This is a genomic window from Pluralibacter sp. (assembly GCF_019237635.1).
In the GTDB taxonomy this organism is placed as follows: Bacteria; Pseudomonadota; Gammaproteobacteria; order Enterobacterales; family Enterobacteriaceae; genus Enterobacter_B.
Genome location: NZ_JAFAGS010000184.1, coordinates 79,448 through 96,591, shown reverse-complemented (window position 1 = coordinate 96,591; position 17,144 = coordinate 79,448). Strand labels below are relative to the sequence as shown.

At 53.5% G+C, this 17,144-nt stretch carries 17 protein-coding genes; all 17 read left to right on the top strand.

The window, feature by feature from the left end; genetic code table 11:
• The 17 genes from JO226_RS22245 to sicP all read left to right on the top strand — a co-directional run bounded on the left by JO226_RS22245 (position 1) and on the right by sicP (position 17,135).
• Complete coding sequence (locus JO226_RS22245; RefSeq protein ID WP_296407543.1) at positions 1 to 2,070, top strand: EscV/YscV/HrcV family type III secretion system export apparatus protein; 2,070 nt, start codon at positions 1 to 3, stop codon at positions 2,068 to 2,070.
• A gap of 25 nt (positions 2,071 to 2,095) precedes the next feature.
• Complete coding sequence (gene spaK, locus JO226_RS22240) at positions 2,096 to 2,506, top strand: SPI-1 type III secretion system chaperone SpaK (RefSeq protein WP_296407541.1); 411 nt, start codon at positions 2,096 to 2,098, stop codon at positions 2,504 to 2,506.
• On the top strand, positions 2,503 to 3,792 hold the full coding sequence (sctN, locus tag JO226_RS22235; protein WP_296407539.1) for a type III secretion system ATPase SctN: 1,290 nt from the start codon (positions 2,503 to 2,505) through the stop codon (positions 3,790 to 3,792). Before spaK ends, sctN begins: the two co-directional genes overlap by 4 nt.
• On the top strand, positions 3,776 to 4,231 hold the full coding sequence (locus JO226_RS22230; RefSeq protein ID WP_296407537.1) for a hypothetical protein: 456 nt from the start codon (positions 3,776 to 3,778) through the stop codon (positions 4,229 to 4,231). The genes sctN and JO226_RS22230 overlap by 17 nt, the downstream gene beginning before the upstream one ends.
• Positions 4,219 to 5,142 carry a type III secretion system needle length determinant, SpaN/EivJ family gene (locus JO226_RS22225; RefSeq protein WP_296407535.1) on the top strand — a complete coding sequence of 308 codons (924 nt, stop codon included), beginning with the start codon at positions 4,219 to 4,221 and terminating at the stop codon, positions 5,140 to 5,142. The genes JO226_RS22230 and JO226_RS22225 overlap by 13 nt, the downstream gene beginning before the upstream one ends.
• Positions 5,142 to 6,038 carry a YscQ/HrcQ family type III secretion apparatus protein gene (locus tag JO226_RS22220; protein WP_296407533.1) on the top strand — a complete coding sequence of 299 codons (897 nt, stop codon included), beginning with the start codon at positions 5,142 to 5,144 and terminating at the stop codon, positions 6,036 to 6,038. Before JO226_RS22225 ends, JO226_RS22220 begins: the two co-directional genes overlap by 1 nt.
• Positions 6,028 to 6,693: an EscR/YscR/HrcR family type III secretion system export apparatus protein gene (locus tag JO226_RS22215; RefSeq protein ID WP_296407531.1), complete on the top strand. Its 666-nt coding sequence runs from the start codon at positions 6,028 to 6,030 to the stop codon at positions 6,691 to 6,693. Before JO226_RS22220 ends, JO226_RS22215 begins: the two co-directional genes overlap by 11 nt.
• Positions 6,694 to 6,718: 25 nt before the next feature.
• The gene (locus JO226_RS22210; RefSeq protein WP_296407529.1) at positions 6,719 to 6,979 is read left to right on the top strand and encodes an EscS/YscS/HrcS family type III secretion system export apparatus protein; all 261 of its coding nucleotides are present in this window, start codon (positions 6,719 to 6,721) and stop codon (positions 6,977 to 6,979) included.
• A 3-nt stretch (positions 6,980 to 6,982) separates the two neighbouring features.
• Positions 6,983 to 7,771 carry a type III secretion system export apparatus subunit SctT gene (gene sctT / locus JO226_RS22205; RefSeq protein WP_296407527.1) on the top strand — a complete coding sequence of 263 codons (789 nt, stop codon included), beginning with the start codon at positions 6,983 to 6,985 and terminating at the stop codon, positions 7,769 to 7,771.
• Entirely contained in the window at positions 7,761 to 8,837 is a 1,077-nt protein-coding gene (locus JO226_RS22200; protein WP_296407525.1) for an EscU/YscU/HrcU family type III secretion system export apparatus switch protein, read from the top strand. The genes sctT and JO226_RS22200 overlap by 11 nt, the downstream gene beginning before the upstream one ends.
• A gap of 147 nt (positions 8,838 to 8,984) precedes the next feature.
• A complete protein-coding gene (gene sicA, locus JO226_RS22195) occupies positions 8,985 to 9,488 on the top strand; it encodes a type III secretion system translocator chaperone SicA (RefSeq protein ID WP_296407524.1) in 504 nt (167 codons plus the stop codon).
• Entirely contained in the window at positions 9,485 to 11,227 is a 1,743-nt protein-coding gene (sctE, locus tag JO226_RS22190; protein ID WP_296407522.1) for a type III secretion system translocon subunit SctE, read from the top strand. Before sicA ends, sctE begins: the two co-directional genes overlap by 4 nt.
• Before the next feature lie 15 nt (positions 11,228 to 11,242).
• Positions 11,243 to 12,472: an IpaC/SipC family type III secretion system effector gene (locus tag JO226_RS22185; RefSeq protein WP_296407520.1), complete on the top strand. Its 1,230-nt coding sequence runs from the start codon at positions 11,243 to 11,245 to the stop codon at positions 12,470 to 12,472.
• Between the two features lie 132 nt (positions 12,473 to 12,604).
• A complete protein-coding gene (gene sctA / locus JO226_RS22180; protein ID WP_296407518.1) occupies positions 12,605 to 13,633 on the top strand; it encodes a type III secretion system needle tip protein SctA in 1,029 nt (342 codons plus the stop codon).
• Positions 13,634 to 13,650: 17 nt separating this feature from the next.
• A complete protein-coding gene (locus JO226_RS22175; RefSeq protein ID WP_296407516.1) occupies positions 13,651 to 15,855 on the top strand; it encodes a hypothetical protein in 2,205 nt (734 codons plus the stop codon).
• A complete protein-coding gene (locus JO226_RS22170; RefSeq protein ID WP_296407514.1) occupies positions 15,845 to 16,108 on the top strand; it encodes an acyl carrier protein in 264 nt (87 codons plus the stop codon). Before JO226_RS22175 ends, JO226_RS22170 begins: the two co-directional genes overlap by 11 nt.
• A gap of 637 nt (positions 16,109 to 16,745) precedes the next feature.
• Positions 16,746 to 17,135, top strand: coding sequence for a chaperone SicP (sicP, locus tag JO226_RS22165; protein ID WP_296407512.1), 390 nt, complete (start codon positions 16,746 to 16,748; stop codon positions 17,133 to 17,135).
• The last annotated feature ends 9 nt before the right edge of the window (positions 17,136 to 17,144 follow it).

The window sequence follows — 17,144 nt, the reverse complement described above, 5'->3', positions numbered from 1 at the left end:
GTGTTTATTTCTACGCTCAATGGCGTCCGCTCACGCCCGGAATTATTGATTCTGCTATTAATGGTGATGATCATCGCGATGTTGATCATCCCTTTGCCGACCTATTTGGTTGATTTCTTAATTGCTATCAACATTGTGTTGGCGGTGCTGGTATTTATGGGATCGTTTTATATCGATCGCATTCTCAGCTTTTCTACTTTTCCTGCTGTGCTATTGATTACGACGCTATTTCGCCTGGCGCTTTCGATCAGTACCAGTCGGTTGATCCTGATAGAAGCCGATGCGGGTGAAATCATCGCGACATTTGGTCAGTTTGTTATCGGTGATAGCCTGGCGGTGGGTTTTGTCGTTTTTTCCATTGTGACTGTAGTCCAGTTTATTGTCATTACCAAAGGCTCAGAGCGTGTGGCTGAGGTTGCCGCGCGTTTCTCTCTTGACGGCATGCCAGGTAAACAGATGAGTATCGATGCCGACCTCAAGGCGGGGATCATTGATGCTGATGGCGCACGCGACAGGCGTAGTGTCCTGGAACGTGAGAGCCAGTTGTACGGGTCTTTTGATGGTGCGATGAAGTTTATTAAGGGTGATGCTATCGCGGGCATTATCGTTATTTTCGTCAACTTCATTGGCGGTATTGCCGTCGGTATGACCCAGCATGGCATGGATCTGTCTTCGGCGTTATCGACCTACACCATGCTCACTATCGGCGACGGTTTAGTGGCACAAATCCCTGCGTTACTTATTGCCATCAGTGCTGGCTTCATCGTCACGCGCGTGAATGGTGACGGGGATAATATGGGCCGTAATATCATGGGGCAGTTGCTGGGTAACCCATTTGTTCTGCTGGTGACTGCGGTACTTGCGTTGGCTGTGGGCTTACTACCTGGTTTTCCCGCACTGGTCTTCTTTATTCTGGCGCTGGCGTTAGGTGTGCTGTTCTATTTCAAGCATCGCAAGGCGAAAAAGGGATCAGCACAAACCGGAACAACCAGTGGGCTGAGTATGGCCAGTACAGTCGCAGGCGCTGAGGGTAACAAAGAGAATTCCCTGGGGCTTATCAGTAACCTGGACAATGTGACGTCGGAAACCGTCCCCCTCATTCTCCTTGTACCCAAGAGCCGCCGCGCAGGACTGGAACAGGCTCAGTTGGTTGAGCGTTTGCGTAGCCAGTTTTTTATCGACTATGGCGTTCGTCTGCCAGACATGCTGCTGCATGAGGGTGATGGTCTGGCAGACAATGATGTGGCTTTTCTTATCAATGAAGTGCGTGCCGAACAATTTGAGATCTATTTCGACATGGTACGCGTGATCAATTACTCCGATGAAATCATCTCTCTGGGGATTCAGCCCCTGTTTTCCCAGCATGGAGCCTGCCAGTGCGCCTGGGTTCACCCCGTGGATAGCGACAAGCTCGCTAAGCTTGGCTACCAATTACGCCCGGCGTTGGATGAGCTCTATCACTGCTTAGCCGCGCTTCTGGCGCGTAACGTGAATGAATACTTCGGTGTTCAGGAGACCAAACATATGTTGGATCAACTGGAGAACAAGTATCCGGATCTGCTTAAAGAGGTGTTACGACACGCTACCGTGCAGCGAATTGCCGAAGTTCTACAACGCTTGCTATCGGAGCGTATCTCTGTACGCAACATGAAACTGCTCATGGAGGCGCTTGCGCTTTGGGCGCCCCGCGAAAAGGACGTCATCAACCTGGTTGAACACGTTCGTGGCGCAATGGCCCGCTATATCTGCCACAAATTTGCGCATAGCGGTGAGCTGCGTGCCGTTATGACGTCTGCTGAAGTTGAGGACATTGTGCGTAAGGGCATACGGCAGACATCGGGAGGCGCTTTTCTCAATCTGGAGCCTGCTGCGTCCGATGAGTTGATGGATCTTTTTGCATTGGGTCTGGATGGATTGGGGACCTCGCACAAAGATCTCGTGCTGCTGACCTCAGTGGATGTACGCCGTTTTATCAAAAAGCTGGTTGAAACGCGCTTCCGGGATTTGGAAGTTCTGTCATTCGGCGAAATTGCTGACAGTGTGTCGGTAAATGTGATCAAAACCATTTAAGCCACTTATATAAAGGATCCTGACTATGTACTCAGTAGATATTGCTCAACTGGTTTGTGCGGCACTGGAAGAAAGCGGTTGCGAACAATCCCATATAGACAAACTGGATAGTCATTCGACGATAGCTCTTGATTTGCATGACCTGCCCAGTATCCATGTCAGTGTTCAGGATGATAACGATGTTTGGCTCTGGTCACTGCTTGGTGAACACAGTGAGGTACTACTGGATCAGCGCGGCAGCGAGTTATTAAAGGCGTTATTGCAAGGGTGTCCTTTTACGCGTAGTGGGCAGTTACAGCTGGCTGTTCAGGATGGTGAGTTAGTTCTCAAGGCACTGGTGCATCCGAATTATCTCAAGGATGGACGCGAGTTTTCTGAAGCACTAAACGGTTTTTTCGATGAACTGGATCGTTTCTGTGGGTCATTACTGCGATGAGCGCGCTACGTTTGCTTTCTCATCTGGCACATCCGCAGCGTGTGTCGGGGCCCATTATCGAGGCCGCGTTACCTGGGGTTGCGATCGGCGAACTCTGTGACATCCGTCGAAGCTGGCGTGATCGTGAGGTGGTAGCTCGTGCTCAGGTAGTTGGCTTGCAACGTGGACATGCCGTATTGAGTCTGATTGGAAGTGCGCGTGGCTTGACGCGAGAAGCAGTACTACAACCAACAGGGCGAACATTGTCTGCCTGGATTGGAGCCTCGGTGCTGGGGGCCGTGCTGGATCCGACTGGCGTTGTCGTTGAGCGATTTGCCCCCGCACTGAGCCCCGTGGGGGAGGAGCGTGGTGTGGATGCCTCGCCTCCACCCTATTCTCAGCGTGTCGGGGTGCATGAACCGCTAATCACCGGGGTTCGCGTGATAGACGGTCTTCTCACCTGCGGCGTGGGGCAACGTGTCGGTATCTTTGCCTCCGCCGGATGCGGTAAGACGATGCTGATGCATATGTTGATTGAGCAGACGGAAGCGGATGTTTTCGTCATTGGACTGATTGGCGAGCGTGGGCGTGAAGTGACGGAGTTCGCTGAAGCCTTGCGGACTTCACCGAAGCGTGAACGTTGTGTATTGGTATTTGCCACCTCCGACTTTTCGTCTGTAGACCGCTGCAATGCGGCGTTGTTAGCCACGACGGTGGCAGAGTATTTTCGCGATCAGGGCCAGCGGGTTGTCCTGTTTGTTGATTCAATGACCCGCTACGCTCGCGCCTTGCGCGATGTGGCGCTGGCCTCCGGGGAAGCCCCCGCGCGACGCGGTTATCCTGCATCGGTGTTTGATAGTTTACCCCGTCTGCTTGAGCGCCCCGGGGCGATTGGCGGCGGCAGTATCACTGCATTCTATACCGTGTTGCTGGAGGGCGATGATGAACCTGATCCTATGGCAGATGAGATTCGTTCGATTCTGGACGGCCATATCTACCTGAGCCGCAAATTAGCCGGTCAGGGACACTATCCCGCCATCGACGTGCTCAAGAGCGCCAGTCGTGTCGCGGGCCAGGTGACCGATGCGGCGCACCAGAATCAAGCCACAGGGATGCGCACGCTAATGGGGCGGCTGGACGAGCTACAGGTCTTTGTTGACCTGGGGGAATATCGTCCAGGCGAGAACGCCGACAACGATCGTGCAATGCAGGCACGTCAACCACTGCAACAGTGGTTACGTCAGCCCTTGCATGAGCATTCTTCGTTTGATCACACGTTACGAGGTATGTATGCGTTTACTACCTAAACTCCAGGCCCTTCAGCGTCGCAGTGAGGTGTCACAGCGCCGTTGTGAGTCCCTGTTGGCTCAACTGGCCCGGGAAGATGATGACATTCGTCGCGATGAGGATGCGCTCATGGCGCAAGCCGAGGGGTTGCGCCAGTTGCTGGAAAGCATACGTCTGACGGGCTCGGTATTGGATCGTGATCAGCTGTTTGCGCAACTGAGAAAGCAGGCAGTCTTGCAACACCAGTTGCAAAACCTGGGTCTGCAATCGGCGCAGCTCGAGGCGCAGCGCAAAACCCTTGCGCAACGCCGGCTTGCACAGCAGGACGAGCGTCGTGTCTGGCTACGCAAAGATGATAAGTATCAACGCTGGACCTCGCGAGTTCGTTATCAAAAGCGCCTGCTGCGATTACGCCAGGATGAGGTTGAACAAGAGGAGAGGACATTATGGAACCCGTGATTGCAACAGCTCTGCCCGGCAGAGTACCAACCCCTTCTCAGGATGAGACGGATAGCTCGCTGGATAATCGTGCCCGTGAGCTTGCGCGTAACAAACCGCGCCAACGCCGTGACGATGAGCGACAACATGATAGCAGCGGCTCCCTGCCGTTATTCCCGATGCAACCGCCCCCACTACCGCCTGCGCTGGCTGCATTGCGCCAGAAAGGACATCTTCTTAAGAACGTGTCGTTGTCCGGTAACGCGCCGACATCAGGAAACGTGCTGGCGAAGGGGGAAGAGGCTAGCGCACCTTCGCGTAAATCAAAAATGACGTTGGCGGTGCAGACGGCCGCCACCGATAAATCCGACGCGATGCAACCCATATCATTGGCGAGCAGAGCGGCGCAGGATGCCTCTCCTGGCGCTATTTCGCTGACGAAAGGCGATACGGCCGATGCGGGAGGGGCCACTTTCCAGAAACGGCAGCCGGTAGCAAACCTGGCTGTAGCGGACACTGCCGTGCCAGCCCCTGGCCGGATGGAAGTCCATGAGAAGCGCACACGCGGTGAGGGGACGGTATCTCTCCCGTCGGTATCGCAACCGGTCTCGTTTTCGCCACTACGGCCACGTACTGAGGCCCCGGTTGCCATGTCGTCCCACGCGCCGGTGACAGTTCCAATTGCCGACGCGCCGATGATGCAGCCGAGTGGATTGACCTACCGTTTCACGCGTTGGGGCGCGGAACATGCGGTCACCGTACAGGGACCGACCAGCGGCGCGTTGCTGCTACAACCCTCGGACTCGCTGGTAACGCAGCAGTTGAGCGCGCAATGGCAATCCGGTGAGCCGCAGAGATGGCAGCTGGCGCGTGATGGTAGCGAAGGTCGGGAGCAGCGTCATCAGCAACAAAATGAGGAAGATGAAGCCTGATGCTGGGGTTAACACTCAAACAGATTGATTTGTCGGCCCGCGCCCTGGATTGCGCGGCTATGTCCTGGCGACATCAGGGGTGGGAGGCGGTGCTGGAAACGCCACCGCGTGACGGTCTGTGGTTACCGCTGGCCGATAGCGAACGTCGTTGGCAGGGGTGGTTACGGTTGCAGGACTGGCTGGAAAACGCCGCGCCGGAACTCGCCGGGCTTGCGGCGTCAGCGGGCGTCGAGCGTCTGGTCGTGCCATGGTTGGCGGCGGTCCATCAGCCGTTGGTATTACCGATGCCAGAACTTGACTATCAACGGCTATGGCTGGGTGAACCGGTACCTGGCGCGGATTTACCGCAGGGACCGATGCTACGGGTGATGGCAGAACAGGGACCCTTGTGGTTAGTACAGGTACCTGAATCCGGTGTCAGCGACGCGAAAACGCTGGCAGGACTGAGCTGGCCGCTACGTTTTGTCATCGGCGATAGCCGGGTCAGTTTATCGTTATTTGGCCGCGTCGCTCCCGGAGATGTGTTGCTGATTAGCGCTCCACTGTCTGAGGTGCGCTGTTATGAGAAAACGCTGGGTTGTTATCAACAGTATGAAGAAGGAATCGCCATGGAATACCAGGAACAGCAAGACGTACAGGATAACGCTGACATTGTCCACAACATGGGGCAGTTGCCTGTTCAACTGGAGTTTGTGCTGCACAATCACCGAGTAACGCTGGCGGGTTTACAAAACCTGTACCAGGGACAGTTGTTGACGCTGCCAGTAGACGCAGAGCGCCGAGTGGAAATCAGGGCGAACGGCGCGCGGGTGGGCCACGGGGAGCTGGTGCAACTGGATGGGCAATTAGGTGTTGAAGTCCACGAATGGTTAGGTGAGAGCGGCGATGACGAATGATATTTCGTTGATTGCAGTGCTGGCGTTTTCCACACTGCTGCCCTTTTTAATCGCCTCAGGCACCTGTTTTATCAAGTTTTCCATCGTCTTTGTCATGGTGCGAAATGCGCTGGGGCTACAGCAGGTGCCATCGAATATGACGCTGAACGGTATTGCGCTCCTGTTGTCGATTTTCGTGATGATGCCTGTTGTAAAGCAGGGGTACGACTACGCCCAGGAGGAGCAGATCAGCTTCACCAGCGTCTCGGCACTGAGCAGTTTTGTGGATAACGGCCTGGACAGTTACCGCGATTACCTGAGTAAGTATTCAGACCCAGAGCTGGTGATCTTTTTCGAAAAGGCGCAGGCCGCTCGTAGCGAGAAGGACGCCGAAATTCCTAAGCTCGATGACATTGAACGACCATCTATTTTGGCGTTACTACCTGCGTATGCCCTTAGCGAGATTAAAAGTGCGTTCAAGATTGGCTTCTACCTCTACCTTCCTTTCGTCGTCGTGGATCTGGTCATCTCCAGCATTCTGCTGGCGCTGGGGATGATGATGATGAGCCCGGTAACGATATCGACGCCTATCAAACTGGTGCTGTTTGTGGCACTCGATGGTTGGACGCTGTTATCAAAAGGATTGGTGTTGCAGTACCTGGACCTGGTTCAGTGATCGCCGTACAGAGGGGGGACTGGTTATGAATGATTTGATGTTCGCTGGTAACAAGGCGCTGTATTTGGTGCTGTTGATGTCAGCCTGGCCGATCATTGTTGCTACCTGTATCGGTTTGCTGGTGGGATTGTTCCAGACGGTCACGCAGTTACAGGAGCAGACGCTGCCCTTTGGCATCAAACTGCTGGGCGTTAGTTTGTGCCTTTTTTTGCTGTCCGGCTGGTACGGTGAAACATTGGTCGGTTTTGGACGAGAAGTGATGCGCCTGGCGATGAGCAAGGGGTGACAAATGTTGTTTGGGCTGTACTTCGACGTCCACGGGTGGGTGGCATCAGCCGCGATTGGGTTTGCCAGAGTGGCGCCGGTTTTTTTTATCCTGCCATTTTTAAACAGCAGCATACTCAGCGGTATGGTTCGTACATCCGTCACTATGCTGGTGGCCGTAGGGTTATGGCCGCATCCCGCGGACGCGTTACCTGATTTCCAGACGTTACCGTTTATGGTGTTGATCGTTCGTGAAGTCACGATTGGTTTGCTATTAGGTTGCCTGCTGGCCTGGCCATTTTGGGTTTTTCATGCGCTGGGCAGCATTGTAGATAACCAGCGTGGCGCCACGCTGAGCAGCAGTATTGATCCGGCTAACGGCATTGATACCTCCGAAATGGCGAATCTCTTTAATTTATTTGCTGCTGTCGTCTATTTGCAGGGCGGGGGGATGGTGTTGCTACTGGATACATTCCGGCAAAGCTATCTGTTATGCGATCCCCTTGGTACCTGTATGCCAGCGTTGCCGATGCTGTTGGGATTGATTAATAAAATCATTGGCCAGGCCCTTGTGGTATCCAGCCCGGTGGTCGCAGCGTTGCTGCTGTCCGAAGTGGTACTGGGGTTGCTATCGCGTTTTGCACCGCAGATGAACGCCTTTGCCGTGTCGCTGACCGTGAAAAGCGGTATCGCCTTATTCATTATGCTGATCTATTTCAGTCCCGTATTGCCTGAACGCGTCATGCAATTGGCCTTCCCGGCATCAGCACTTCCAGGTTGGTTAAAAGAGGTCCCGCAGCGTAATGGCGAATAAAACGGAGAAACCGACACAAAAGCGTCTGCGGGATTCCGCAAAAAAAGGACAATCTTTTAAGAGCCGCGATTTAATTATCGCTTGCCTGATCCTGTGCGGTATTGCCTACCTGGTCTCCTTTGGCTCGCTGGTGGAGTTGATGGGGGCTTTTCGACAGGTACTGGCCGGAGGGGCGCAACAGGATATGCAAGGGTATGCGCTGGCTGTCCTGTGGCTGGGTCTCAAGCTGTTTCTGCCGATCTTCCTGTTGTGTGTAGTCGCATCGGCATTACCTGCGCTGTTACAAAGCGGCTTTGTGATGGCCAGTGAAGCGCTGAAATTGAATTTCTCGGCATTGAATCCGGTAACGGGCTTTAAAAAACTCTTTAGCCTGCGCACGGTAAAAGATGCGATCAAAGCGCTGCTCTATCTGGCGAGTTTTATCGTGGCGGTTCTGGTGCTATGGCACAAACATAAGGGGCTGCTGTTTGCCCAACTCAATGGTGAGCCGATCGTCATTGCTCTGGTCTGGCGCGAGTTACTGTTGTCTTTGGTATTAATCTGCCTTGCTTGCATTGTGATCGTGTTGCTGCTGGATGCCATCGCTGAATACTTTTTGTTCATGAAAGACATGAAAATGGACAAAGAAGAAGTTAAACGCGAAATGAAGGAGCAGGATGGTAATCCAGAAATAAAGTCGCGGCGACGCGAAATGCATATTGAAATTCTGTCAGAACAGGTTAAATCGGATGTTGAAAACTCCCGCCTGATTATTGCCAACCCAACGCATATTGCCATTGGTATTTATTTTAAACCTGAATTACTCCCTATTCCGCTGATCTCCGTGCGGGAAACGAACCAGCGTGCGCTGGCGGTGCGTGCTTATGCTGAAAAAATGGGCGTACCTGTCGTGACCGATGTGAAGTTAGCGCGCCGAATTTTTGCTACCCACCGTCGTTATGACTTTGTCAGCCTGGAAGAAGTAGACGATGTGTTGCGCCTTCTTGTGTGGTTAGAGCAAGTAGAAAACGCCGGGGTTGCTGAGGCCGATCAGCATGAAGGTCGCACGGCACCCGAACGTGAATAAGGGGATGAACTCACGACGCGTGAGCGATTCCTGAATGTTTAATTCACCACCCACGCTTACATTGCCCTAACGGCTATCCCAACACGTTTGGAACGTCGTACCAGGCCAACTCGGCAGGGTTGGTGACAGTGATAAGGAGATATTTTGATGAACTCTGAAACGAATATCAGTGAAGAACGTATTGCCGAAATGGTCTGGGAAGCAGTGAGTGAAGGGGCGACCCTGAAGGATGTGCATGGCATTCCGCAAGATATGATGGAAGGTCTGTACGCCCACGCTTACGATTTTTACAACAAGGGAAGGCTCGATGAAGCGGAAACGTTTTTCCGTTTTCTCGCTATCTACGACTTCTACAACCCGGATTACATCATGGGGCTGGCCGCCGTTTGCCAGTTAAAGAAGCAGTTCCAGAAGGCATGCGATTTATATGCAGTTGCTTTCGCGTTGAGCAAGGATGACTACCGTCCCGTATTTTTCACCGGACAGTGTCAGTTGTTCATGCGCAAGGCGGCGAAAGCCAGACAGTGTTTTGAACTGGTCTGTGAGCAAAGCAGTGATGAGTCGTTGATAGCTAAGTCACAGGTGTATCTGGACAGTTTGCAAGAAGCAGAGGCCGGGTCATCCCGTCAGCAGAAAGAGGAACAGGCATGAGCGACGCAAGTTCAATCGGCCGTAGCGGGTATTTACAAAACCCCCGCCTGGCCGAGGCTGCGTTTGAAAGTGTGCGCAAAGATGGCAACTTTCTTGATGCAGCCGATAAAGCGCTGAAATCGGTACTGGCCGTTAAGGCTGGTGAAGACAATGGCAAGGTGAAGGTGACAGAGCGGGAACTGACGACCCCGCCGTTGACCCAACCTACTCCGAAAGCGAAGGAGGAGCTGAACAGTGCGGGTAAGTTAGCGCTGTTGTTAGGACAACTGATGGTTCTGATGGGCGATGTGTCTCTATCACAGCTGGAAGGTCGCCTGGCGACCTGGAAGGCGATGATGGAGTCGCAAAAAGCCATGGGTGAGCAGTTGTCGCAGGAACTGCAGGGGGCTCTGGAAGGCGCGGAGCAGGCGACAGACGCTTATCAGTCTGCGCTGAACACCCTCAAAGCTAACCAGTCGATTCTTGATGCGGCGAACAAGAAGCTGGCGCAAGCGCAAGCCAAACTGGATGGTTTATCGCCGGAAGATGCCGGGTACACGCAGGCATTAGCCGCGCGCGACCAGGCCGCCAGTGAAAGCATGCTCGCCAAACAAAAGGTCGACCAGGCGGATCAGAATGCTAAGTCGGCACACACTCTCGCAGTAGAGAAGGCGCAAAACGCCGACACGCTTCTGACGCAAGCGCAGGGGTTAGGCCTCAAAAACGAAACGGTCCAGAAAAGTGAAAAGGACAATCTCTCTAACGTCGCCAAACTGACCATGCTGATGGCGATGTTTGTTGAGCTGGTAGGGAAAAACAGCGAAGAGAGTCTGCAAAACGACCTCGCGCTGTTTCAGGCTCTGCAGGAAGGCCGTCAGGCCGAAATGGAAAAGAAATCCTCTGAATATCAAGAAGAAGTACGCAAGTCGGAAGAGCTCAACCGCGTCATGGGATGCGTTGGCAAGATTCTTGGCGCGCTGCTGACTATTGTCAGCGTCGTAGCCGCAGCGTTCACCGGCGGTGCCAGCTTAGCGTTGGCCGCAGTGGGGCTCGCACTGATGGTGGCAGATGAAATGTGCCAGGCATTTGCCGGCTTCTCTTTTATCCAGGAGGCGCTCAAGCCCCTGATGGAAAACGTACTCAAACCCTTAATGGAGAAGATTGGTAAAGCGATCAGTAAAGCGCTTGAATCGTTTGGGGTGGATAAAAAAACAGCGGATATGGTGGGCTCTATTGTAGGCGCTGTCCTTGCTGCTGTGGTGGTAGTCGTGGCTATTGCCGTCCTGATGTTGTTGGGGGGGAAAGCCGCAGCGAGTAATCTCGGTAAGGCTTTGAGCAAACTCATCGGCAATGCGATTAAAAAAATCGTACCCGATGTGTTGAAGACATTGGCTAAGAAAGCGGGTTCTGTGGCAGGTCAGATTGCGCGAGAAGTAGGGTTACCCACCGACAAAGTGGGCAAGGAGTTGATGGCTAACCGCCTTAAAACGTTCGCACTTGGCGGTGAAGTGCTAAATGCGGGGACTCAGGCGGGGGGCGGTATTGCGGCGGGCGTATTTATGAAGAACGCTAGCGACGCGATGGCGGATTTTTATCTGGCACGCACCTCGATGGAACAGATCTCCCGATGGCTGGAGCAGGCAGTGGAAACCTTCGCGGATAGCCAAAAAGTCACTCAGGAATTGCACAAGGCAATGTCAACTGCCTTGCAACAGAATGCCGAAGCCGGTCGTTTCGTACTGCGCCAGAGCCGCGCGTAAGTCAGGAGAATAATCATGACAGCCATTAATACCGTAGCAGCAAATATTAATCGATTTTCATCCGTTCAGGATATCGAGCCGAAGTCGTTATCGAAAACGGTCGGGATCAATATTGGCGATATCCAGCCACTCCTGGATAAAGAAGTGGGTAAGGCGCTGGGAATCACATCAGGTGGCCCGGAGCTCAATGCACCGTTGAGCGGCCTCAGCCAGGACACTATTAATACCCTGAAAACCTATCTGCAGGGTAAACAGAATGACCCTGACTTTCTGCGCAGCTTCGGCGAGCTGCATGAGAAAATTGAGTCAGGTGTCAACAAGCTGGTTGATAACAAGGTTAAAGAGCAGGCGGAGCAAGGGAAACCGTTAGATATTAGCGGGTTTTCATCCTCCGCAATTGCACTTATTGTGGCGGCTAACGTGCTGATGCTGTCACTGAATACCGCCGACAGTAAGCTCAGTGGCACGCTCTCTCTGGTGAGCTTTGACGCCGCGAAGAGTACGGCATCGTCGATTGAACGTGAAGGCATGAATGCGATGTCCGGTGCCTTCGCTCAAAGCGCATTGCAACTGGGTGTCACCGCAGTTGGTGCAAAGACCGAACATAAGGGTCTCAGCAATGAACGCGGGGCATTGAAGAACAACGGTAAAAAACTGGAAGCGCTGAATGCGGAACGCGCCGACATTAAGAGAACGCTGAATACTCATAACTCGACCAAGCTCGGTGCCGATGCTGATGGTCTGGCGACGCTGGAAACAAAGTCGGGTAAAGGGAAAATCAACCAGAATATCAATGAGGCAGCACAGCGCCCTGCTATCGATGATATGGCCGGTGATAGCGTCAATCTGCAGGCAAGTAACCAGCGTCTGAGTCCGGAACACCGGGCTGTGCTGGGAAGCAAACTTGATGAGCTTGATAACGAGATCGCAATCCAGAGTAACGCCCTTGAGGATAACCAGGTGAAGGCAAGAGCTTCACAAGCGACGGGCCGCGCTATTACGAGTGGCGCCCAGGCGGTGGGAGGCATTGCTGGTGCCTCCGGTCAGTATGCGGCCGCGCTGGAGCGCTCCGAGCAGCAAATCAGCCAGGCAAGTAATCAAATGGCGAAAACGGCCTCGGAAGATACGCGTGAGAGCGCCAGGGATAAGCGCAGCGCGAATCAGGAGCTTCACAACTTGTTGATGACTGTTCTTCAGGACAAGAACGCCACCAATGGGTTTATCACGGGTAACATTCGCGTCTGACCCTCAACGTAACAGCGGCGGGTCAGCGGACCCGCCCTGGATGTCCGCCGCGGGGCGGACATTTCCCGCATATCTTGTTTTTACTCCTTCATCAGCCGGCAATATGCCAGGCTGAGGGGGGAAGGGATCTCTATGGCCAGCATTCAAAACAGCATCACTCTACCTCTCATGCCACCCCTTTCTTCGCAGACGCCACAGGAGAAGGGCTCAGGCAGTGTGGGAGTGGAACCCTCTATTGTGCCAAAAACAGCGGCGCCTGGTGCTGAAGTGTCAACGCTGAATAATGCGCTGATTAAGGCGGATGTATTAGCGAAAACGCTACAAACCCCGACGTTCAAAGGCGAGCAAAAAGACGATCGTGTGGTTGCCGCACAGCAGTTTCAAAATAGCCTGAATGGTGTGGCGAACAGTGGGGTTCCGCTGACGCCGGAGCAAAAAACTGCCCTTCAGCAGACCTTCGAACAGGTGTCTCCTCAGGTTCGTATGCCCGCCCCCCAGCTTATGGCCGATCAAAAAAAGACGGTTGAGGACAAAGTCCTTTGGGAAAAAATTGCTAATGCCATTGGGCAGATAAACGAGGAGTACCTGGGGGTTTATGAGAACGTAGTCAGTAATTACACCGATTTCTATACGGCGTACAGCGACATTTTGTCCCAGATGGGCAGTTGGATCACCCCTGGCGCAGATGGCAATAAGGTCAAGCTCGACGTGGGGAAGCTGCTGACTGCGCTTAATAAGTTGAAAACGGATTATTCACTGCCGAATAAAGCCGCGGTGCTATTCCCGACGCAAAGCGACAGCGGTGGTATCACGGGGTCGGACATTGACACCGCGAAACAGTGGGCGAAAGAGCTTGGACTGCCTGAGTCCTGCGTAAAACCCTTTAACGGTAATTATGTGGTTGTCGTGGATTTAACCCCTGTAGACACCATGATCCGTGATGCAGGCGCACTAGGTAGCGGCATTGTGGAAATGGATAACGCGAAATTTCAGGCCTGGCAGTCGGGGTTTAAAGCTCAGGAAGAAAACCTGAAAAACACGCTACAGACCCTGACGCAGAAGTACAGCAACGCCAACTCATTGTATGACAACCTGGTCAAAGTCCTCAGCAGCACCATCAGTAGCTGTCTGGAGACCGCCAAGTCATTCCTGCAAGGTTAACGACGGAGAACCCTATTATGCCAATCACGGGATTATTTCGCTCCTGGTCCTGCCCGGACATGTCAGCACAACATCTTCGCGCTCAGAAGATGAGTGGGATTGGGGAAAATCTGAGCGACGTCCGTGCGAGCAGTGCGGTGTTGTCTCGCTCAACGTCTGCTGTTCAGAATGATGCCCGGTCTTCCTCCGCCGGGCTGGCAAGTTTTGGCGGAATGCACAAGGCTCAGGCAGTTCAGGATTTATTTGGCGCCGCCGGGTCTGAGAAACATCAGCAACTCATGACGATTTTCCTGCAATCATCTAATGCTTCTGCATGCCGGGAAATTACAGCGTTTGCCAAGGTGTATAGCCAGTTGATTCACCAGCCTGATTTGAGTGAGGAGGCCCGTACTACGCTGAATACACTGGCGCAGCAGTACACAGATGAGATCCTCAACGATGGTTTGGGCGAAAAATCTGCATTCGGTCCATGGACCGTGAAGACTGACAAGCCGTATCAGAAACGCAGTAAGCTGGAACATACGCTGGCTATGTTTGCAAATACGCATTCTGCGGGGGACTTTTTGCAATTAGGCCACGGGTTTATGGCGCGCGAAGTCATGCCATTTATTCAGACCTGCCTTGAACAAAAACTCGGGGCGGCGCTGAATGAAGCTACAAGCCAGCGCCTGCACGAGTTAGTTGATAAAGCCGCCATGCAGACGTTTGCCGCTTTGCGTCAAAGTAGTGTCGGGTTGGTTGAACAGCGTGGGGTGGGCGTGGGTAAACTCGCGCGCGATCTGGATACCGTCGCCACCCTGCCGCGGCTGCTGCGCGATATTTTGGCCAATCAGCCTAAGGATTTATCGCAGACGACGCAACCAACACCCGCCCCGGGCTCCTCCGAGGTTCCTGACGCAGTCGATCCTGATCTTGGTCCTGGGCCCGCGCTGGGTCGAGGTCAGGGTCAGGGAGGGATTACCATCAATATTGGCGATATTCATATCGACAAGAGCCAGCACATTGATAACACTCGCCACGCCGGGGCTCGTGGTGAGCGCCCAACGCCAACGCCGTTGGCGCAGAACCTGAATTTGCGGGTGAACCTGAAGGTGAATAGCGACACCACGTCGGAGGCAACGTCCAGGAGCGGCGGCGACAAGCCGTACGCAGGTGAATCACTTTCCAGCAGGTATCGGGTACAGGAAGCGCATGTTCAGACCGTTGAGTCGTTGAAGGCGGACGGTGGGTATGTCTCACAAGAGACCTCGTCTGCCTCGATTCCTGCAGGAGAGCTAAAGACGCTACGTCCAATGCAACACGCGGAAACCCAAACCTCGAACTCCTCGGCTAACGGGTTATTTAATGCTGCCCGGGGCGTGGCGAATAGTCTGTCCCAACTGCTGGACAGGGTGGACACCCGAGCAGCGTATCAGTCCGACGTTACTCTTTCTCAGCGCAATGCATTGACAGCGATGCCAGCTCAGGAGCGGCATGAGAATGAACTCAAAACGGCTGCTGCTGAGCCGCTGACGATCCCGACAGACGCGCAGGCGACATCCCGACTTACCGCTTTTCCTTCAGGACCCACTTTGCAGCAAGCAGTGAAGACTGAACCACAGAGAGCGGTGAAACCGGACGCATCAGAGACGGAGAAACCCACCGTTGTCAGCAGTCACGCTAAGCTGAAATTCCGTGAAGGTAATCTGTATACCCTGCCAACTCTGGCCTATCTGCGCAGTACCGGGGGACAGGCCAAACCAGAGCATGAGCTACTCAAAGCAGTTCGTAGCATGCTGGAGGCTGATAGCAACCAGCCATTCGCCATTCGCCGTGACTTTGACGGCCTGCGCAACAGACTGCTGCCAGGTTATGACGCCGATCGTACCCAACTGCTGAGACAGTTCCGTAATGGATCAATCGACGGGACGTTGAAGAATGATGTCGACACCTTGCGCGACCTCCTTGCTGAGCATCCTGGTCTGGATCGCCGCCGCCCTGCGGTCGCCAATTTTGCGCGGACGTTGATCCGGGAATGCGGTTTGATAAAGCCGGGGCAGCAGCCTAATCCGCTGGTCGTGGCGTTACTGGATGGCGTTGCCGGTACGGGGGACAACAAATGGGACTGGCGTGACGAAGCGCAGCGCAAGCTGCCGCAGAGTGCCGCGTCAGGGGTCGTACTCACGACGGATGGTCTCCATCTTGACCCCTTACACATGCGGAAGAACCATCATGCAAAGTGAACTGGAACATCAGGTGAAAGCGATCGTTGCGAACTGTCTGGCAGTGAATGATCTCCAGTTCGATGCGGACACGCAACTGGTGAATGAACTGTACTTCGATTCACTGGAGCTTATGGATCTTGTGATGGGCCTGAATGAACAGTTTGGCATTGATATTGGCGGTGATGAGGTTGTCGGTTTTATCACGGTTTCGGATGTGTGTCGGGAAGTTGAACGGCAACTGGCTGTGAACGGAGTGAAGACCACAGGATAGCCAGCGTGGCGCTGAGGAGGGCGACCGAGTCAGTGCCTGCTTTACAACAGCAACAGGGATGCAGGAGAGAAAGTGCCACCGAAGATAGGGTTCATGCTATCTGCACCGTATGGTGCGCTTCAGGTAACAGAAACCGGCACGGATGAGTCGGCTTCAGCAATGCTGGAACAGCTACGCACGGTAGAGAACGCTCGGTTCATTGAGGTGCCTGGTGTAACCCGTCATTACCCACAGTTGAACACAGCATTGCTTCGTAGACGAAAAGTCACTCTGCGTTTGCGGGAATCCCCCACCATTTATCTTCCCTGGGGGGAATGGAAAGGGTGGCACCAGCGGTTGATAGATGAAGGTGTTCAGGATGAAGAAAGTGGCAGTTCCTGGGATATCGACGACGTTGACCGGGTTGTTGCGCTTCCCGTGAGGCCTGCCGTACCGCGGATCCTTCTGTGGGGGGAATGGTTGGTCTGCTGGAGTGGGGTGCAGGCTTTTTTGGCTCATAAACCCACCAGGCGGCGGCGACGCCGTCGTGCACATATTGCAGAAACACAGAAGGAAGAGCTTCTATAGGTCATTGAATCATACAGATTTTTTCCGGTTTTATTTGAGGGGAAGAGATAGTGTTTACGGAAATAAAAACATGAATATGCATCAGAATTATTTAAACCTTTTGGGTGAGCGTCTGGGGCTCCCCCTTTGTTTTGATGAGAACCAACAATGTTTACTGTTACTCGACGAAAATTTACTGGTTTCTTTAAGCATTAGTGGTGATGGCTGGTTACTGCGTGGGCTATTGATGGAAGTATCGCCAGATATCAGCAGTACATTTTGGCGAGAAATATTAGTTATCAACAAGGAATTAGCAGAACAGACTCGGGGAACTCTGGCTTACGTTGAAGAGTCGCAGGCGCTGCTTTACATGGATTCTGTTCCGTACCCAGGTGATACCAATGACCTCGTTGACAGGCTGGAACATTTCATTGCGCACCAGGAAAAATTACAAGATTTACTGCGTACCACTAATCATTAACAGGAGAGA

What these genes read in the sequence shown, in the direction of transcription:
- JO226_RS22175 (WP_296407516.1), top strand. Translation starts at nt 13,651, where the DNA reads ATGCCAATCACGGGATTATTTCGCTCCTGGTCCTGCCCGGACATGTCA.
- JO226_RS22215 (WP_296407531.1), top strand. Translation starts at nt 6,028, where the DNA reads ATGACGAATGATATTTCGTTGATTGCAGTGCTGGCGTTTTCCACACTG.
- JO226_RS22200 (WP_296407525.1), top strand. Translation starts at nt 7,761, where the DNA reads ATGGCGAATAAAACGGAGAAACCGACACAAAAGCGTCTGCGGGATTCC.
- JO226_RS22210 (WP_296407529.1), top strand. Translation starts at nt 6,719, where the DNA reads ATGAATGATTTGATGTTCGCTGGTAACAAGGCGCTGTATTTGGTGCTG.
- sctE (WP_296407522.1), top strand. Translation starts at nt 9,485, where the DNA reads ATGAGCGACGCAAGTTCAATCGGCCGTAGCGGGTATTTACAAAACCCC.
- sctN (WP_296407539.1), top strand. Translation starts at nt 2,503, where the DNA reads ATGAGCGCGCTACGTTTGCTTTCTCATCTGGCACATCCGCAGCGTGTG.
- JO226_RS22220 (WP_296407533.1), top strand. Translation starts at nt 5,142, where the DNA reads ATGCTGGGGTTAACACTCAAACAGATTGATTTGTCGGCCCGCGCCCTG.
- spaK (WP_296407541.1), top strand. Translation starts at nt 2,096, where the DNA reads ATGTACTCAGTAGATATTGCTCAACTGGTTTGTGCGGCACTGGAAGAA.
- JO226_RS22170 (WP_296407514.1), top strand. Translation starts at nt 15,845, where the DNA reads ATGCAAAGTGAACTGGAACATCAGGTGAAAGCGATCGTTGCGAACTGT.
- JO226_RS22230 (WP_296407537.1), top strand. Translation starts at nt 3,776, where the DNA reads ATGCGTTTACTACCTAAACTCCAGGCCCTTCAGCGTCGCAGTGAGGTG.
- sicP (WP_296407512.1), top strand. Translation starts at nt 16,746, where the DNA reads ATGAATATGCATCAGAATTATTTAAACCTTTTGGGTGAGCGTCTGGGG.
- JO226_RS22185 (WP_296407520.1), top strand. Translation starts at nt 11,243, where the DNA reads ATGACAGCCATTAATACCGTAGCAGCAAATATTAATCGATTTTCATCC.
- sicA (WP_296407524.1), top strand. Translation starts at nt 8,985, where the DNA reads ATGAACTCTGAAACGAATATCAGTGAAGAACGTATTGCCGAAATGGTC.
- JO226_RS22225 (WP_296407535.1), top strand. Translation starts at nt 4,219, where the DNA reads ATGGAACCCGTGATTGCAACAGCTCTGCCCGGCAGAGTACCAACCCCT.
- sctT (WP_296407527.1), top strand. Translation starts at nt 6,983, where the DNA reads ATGTTGTTTGGGCTGTACTTCGACGTCCACGGGTGGGTGGCATCAGCC.
- sctA (WP_296407518.1), top strand. Translation starts at nt 12,605, where the DNA reads ATGGCCAGCATTCAAAACAGCATCACTCTACCTCTCATGCCACCCCTT.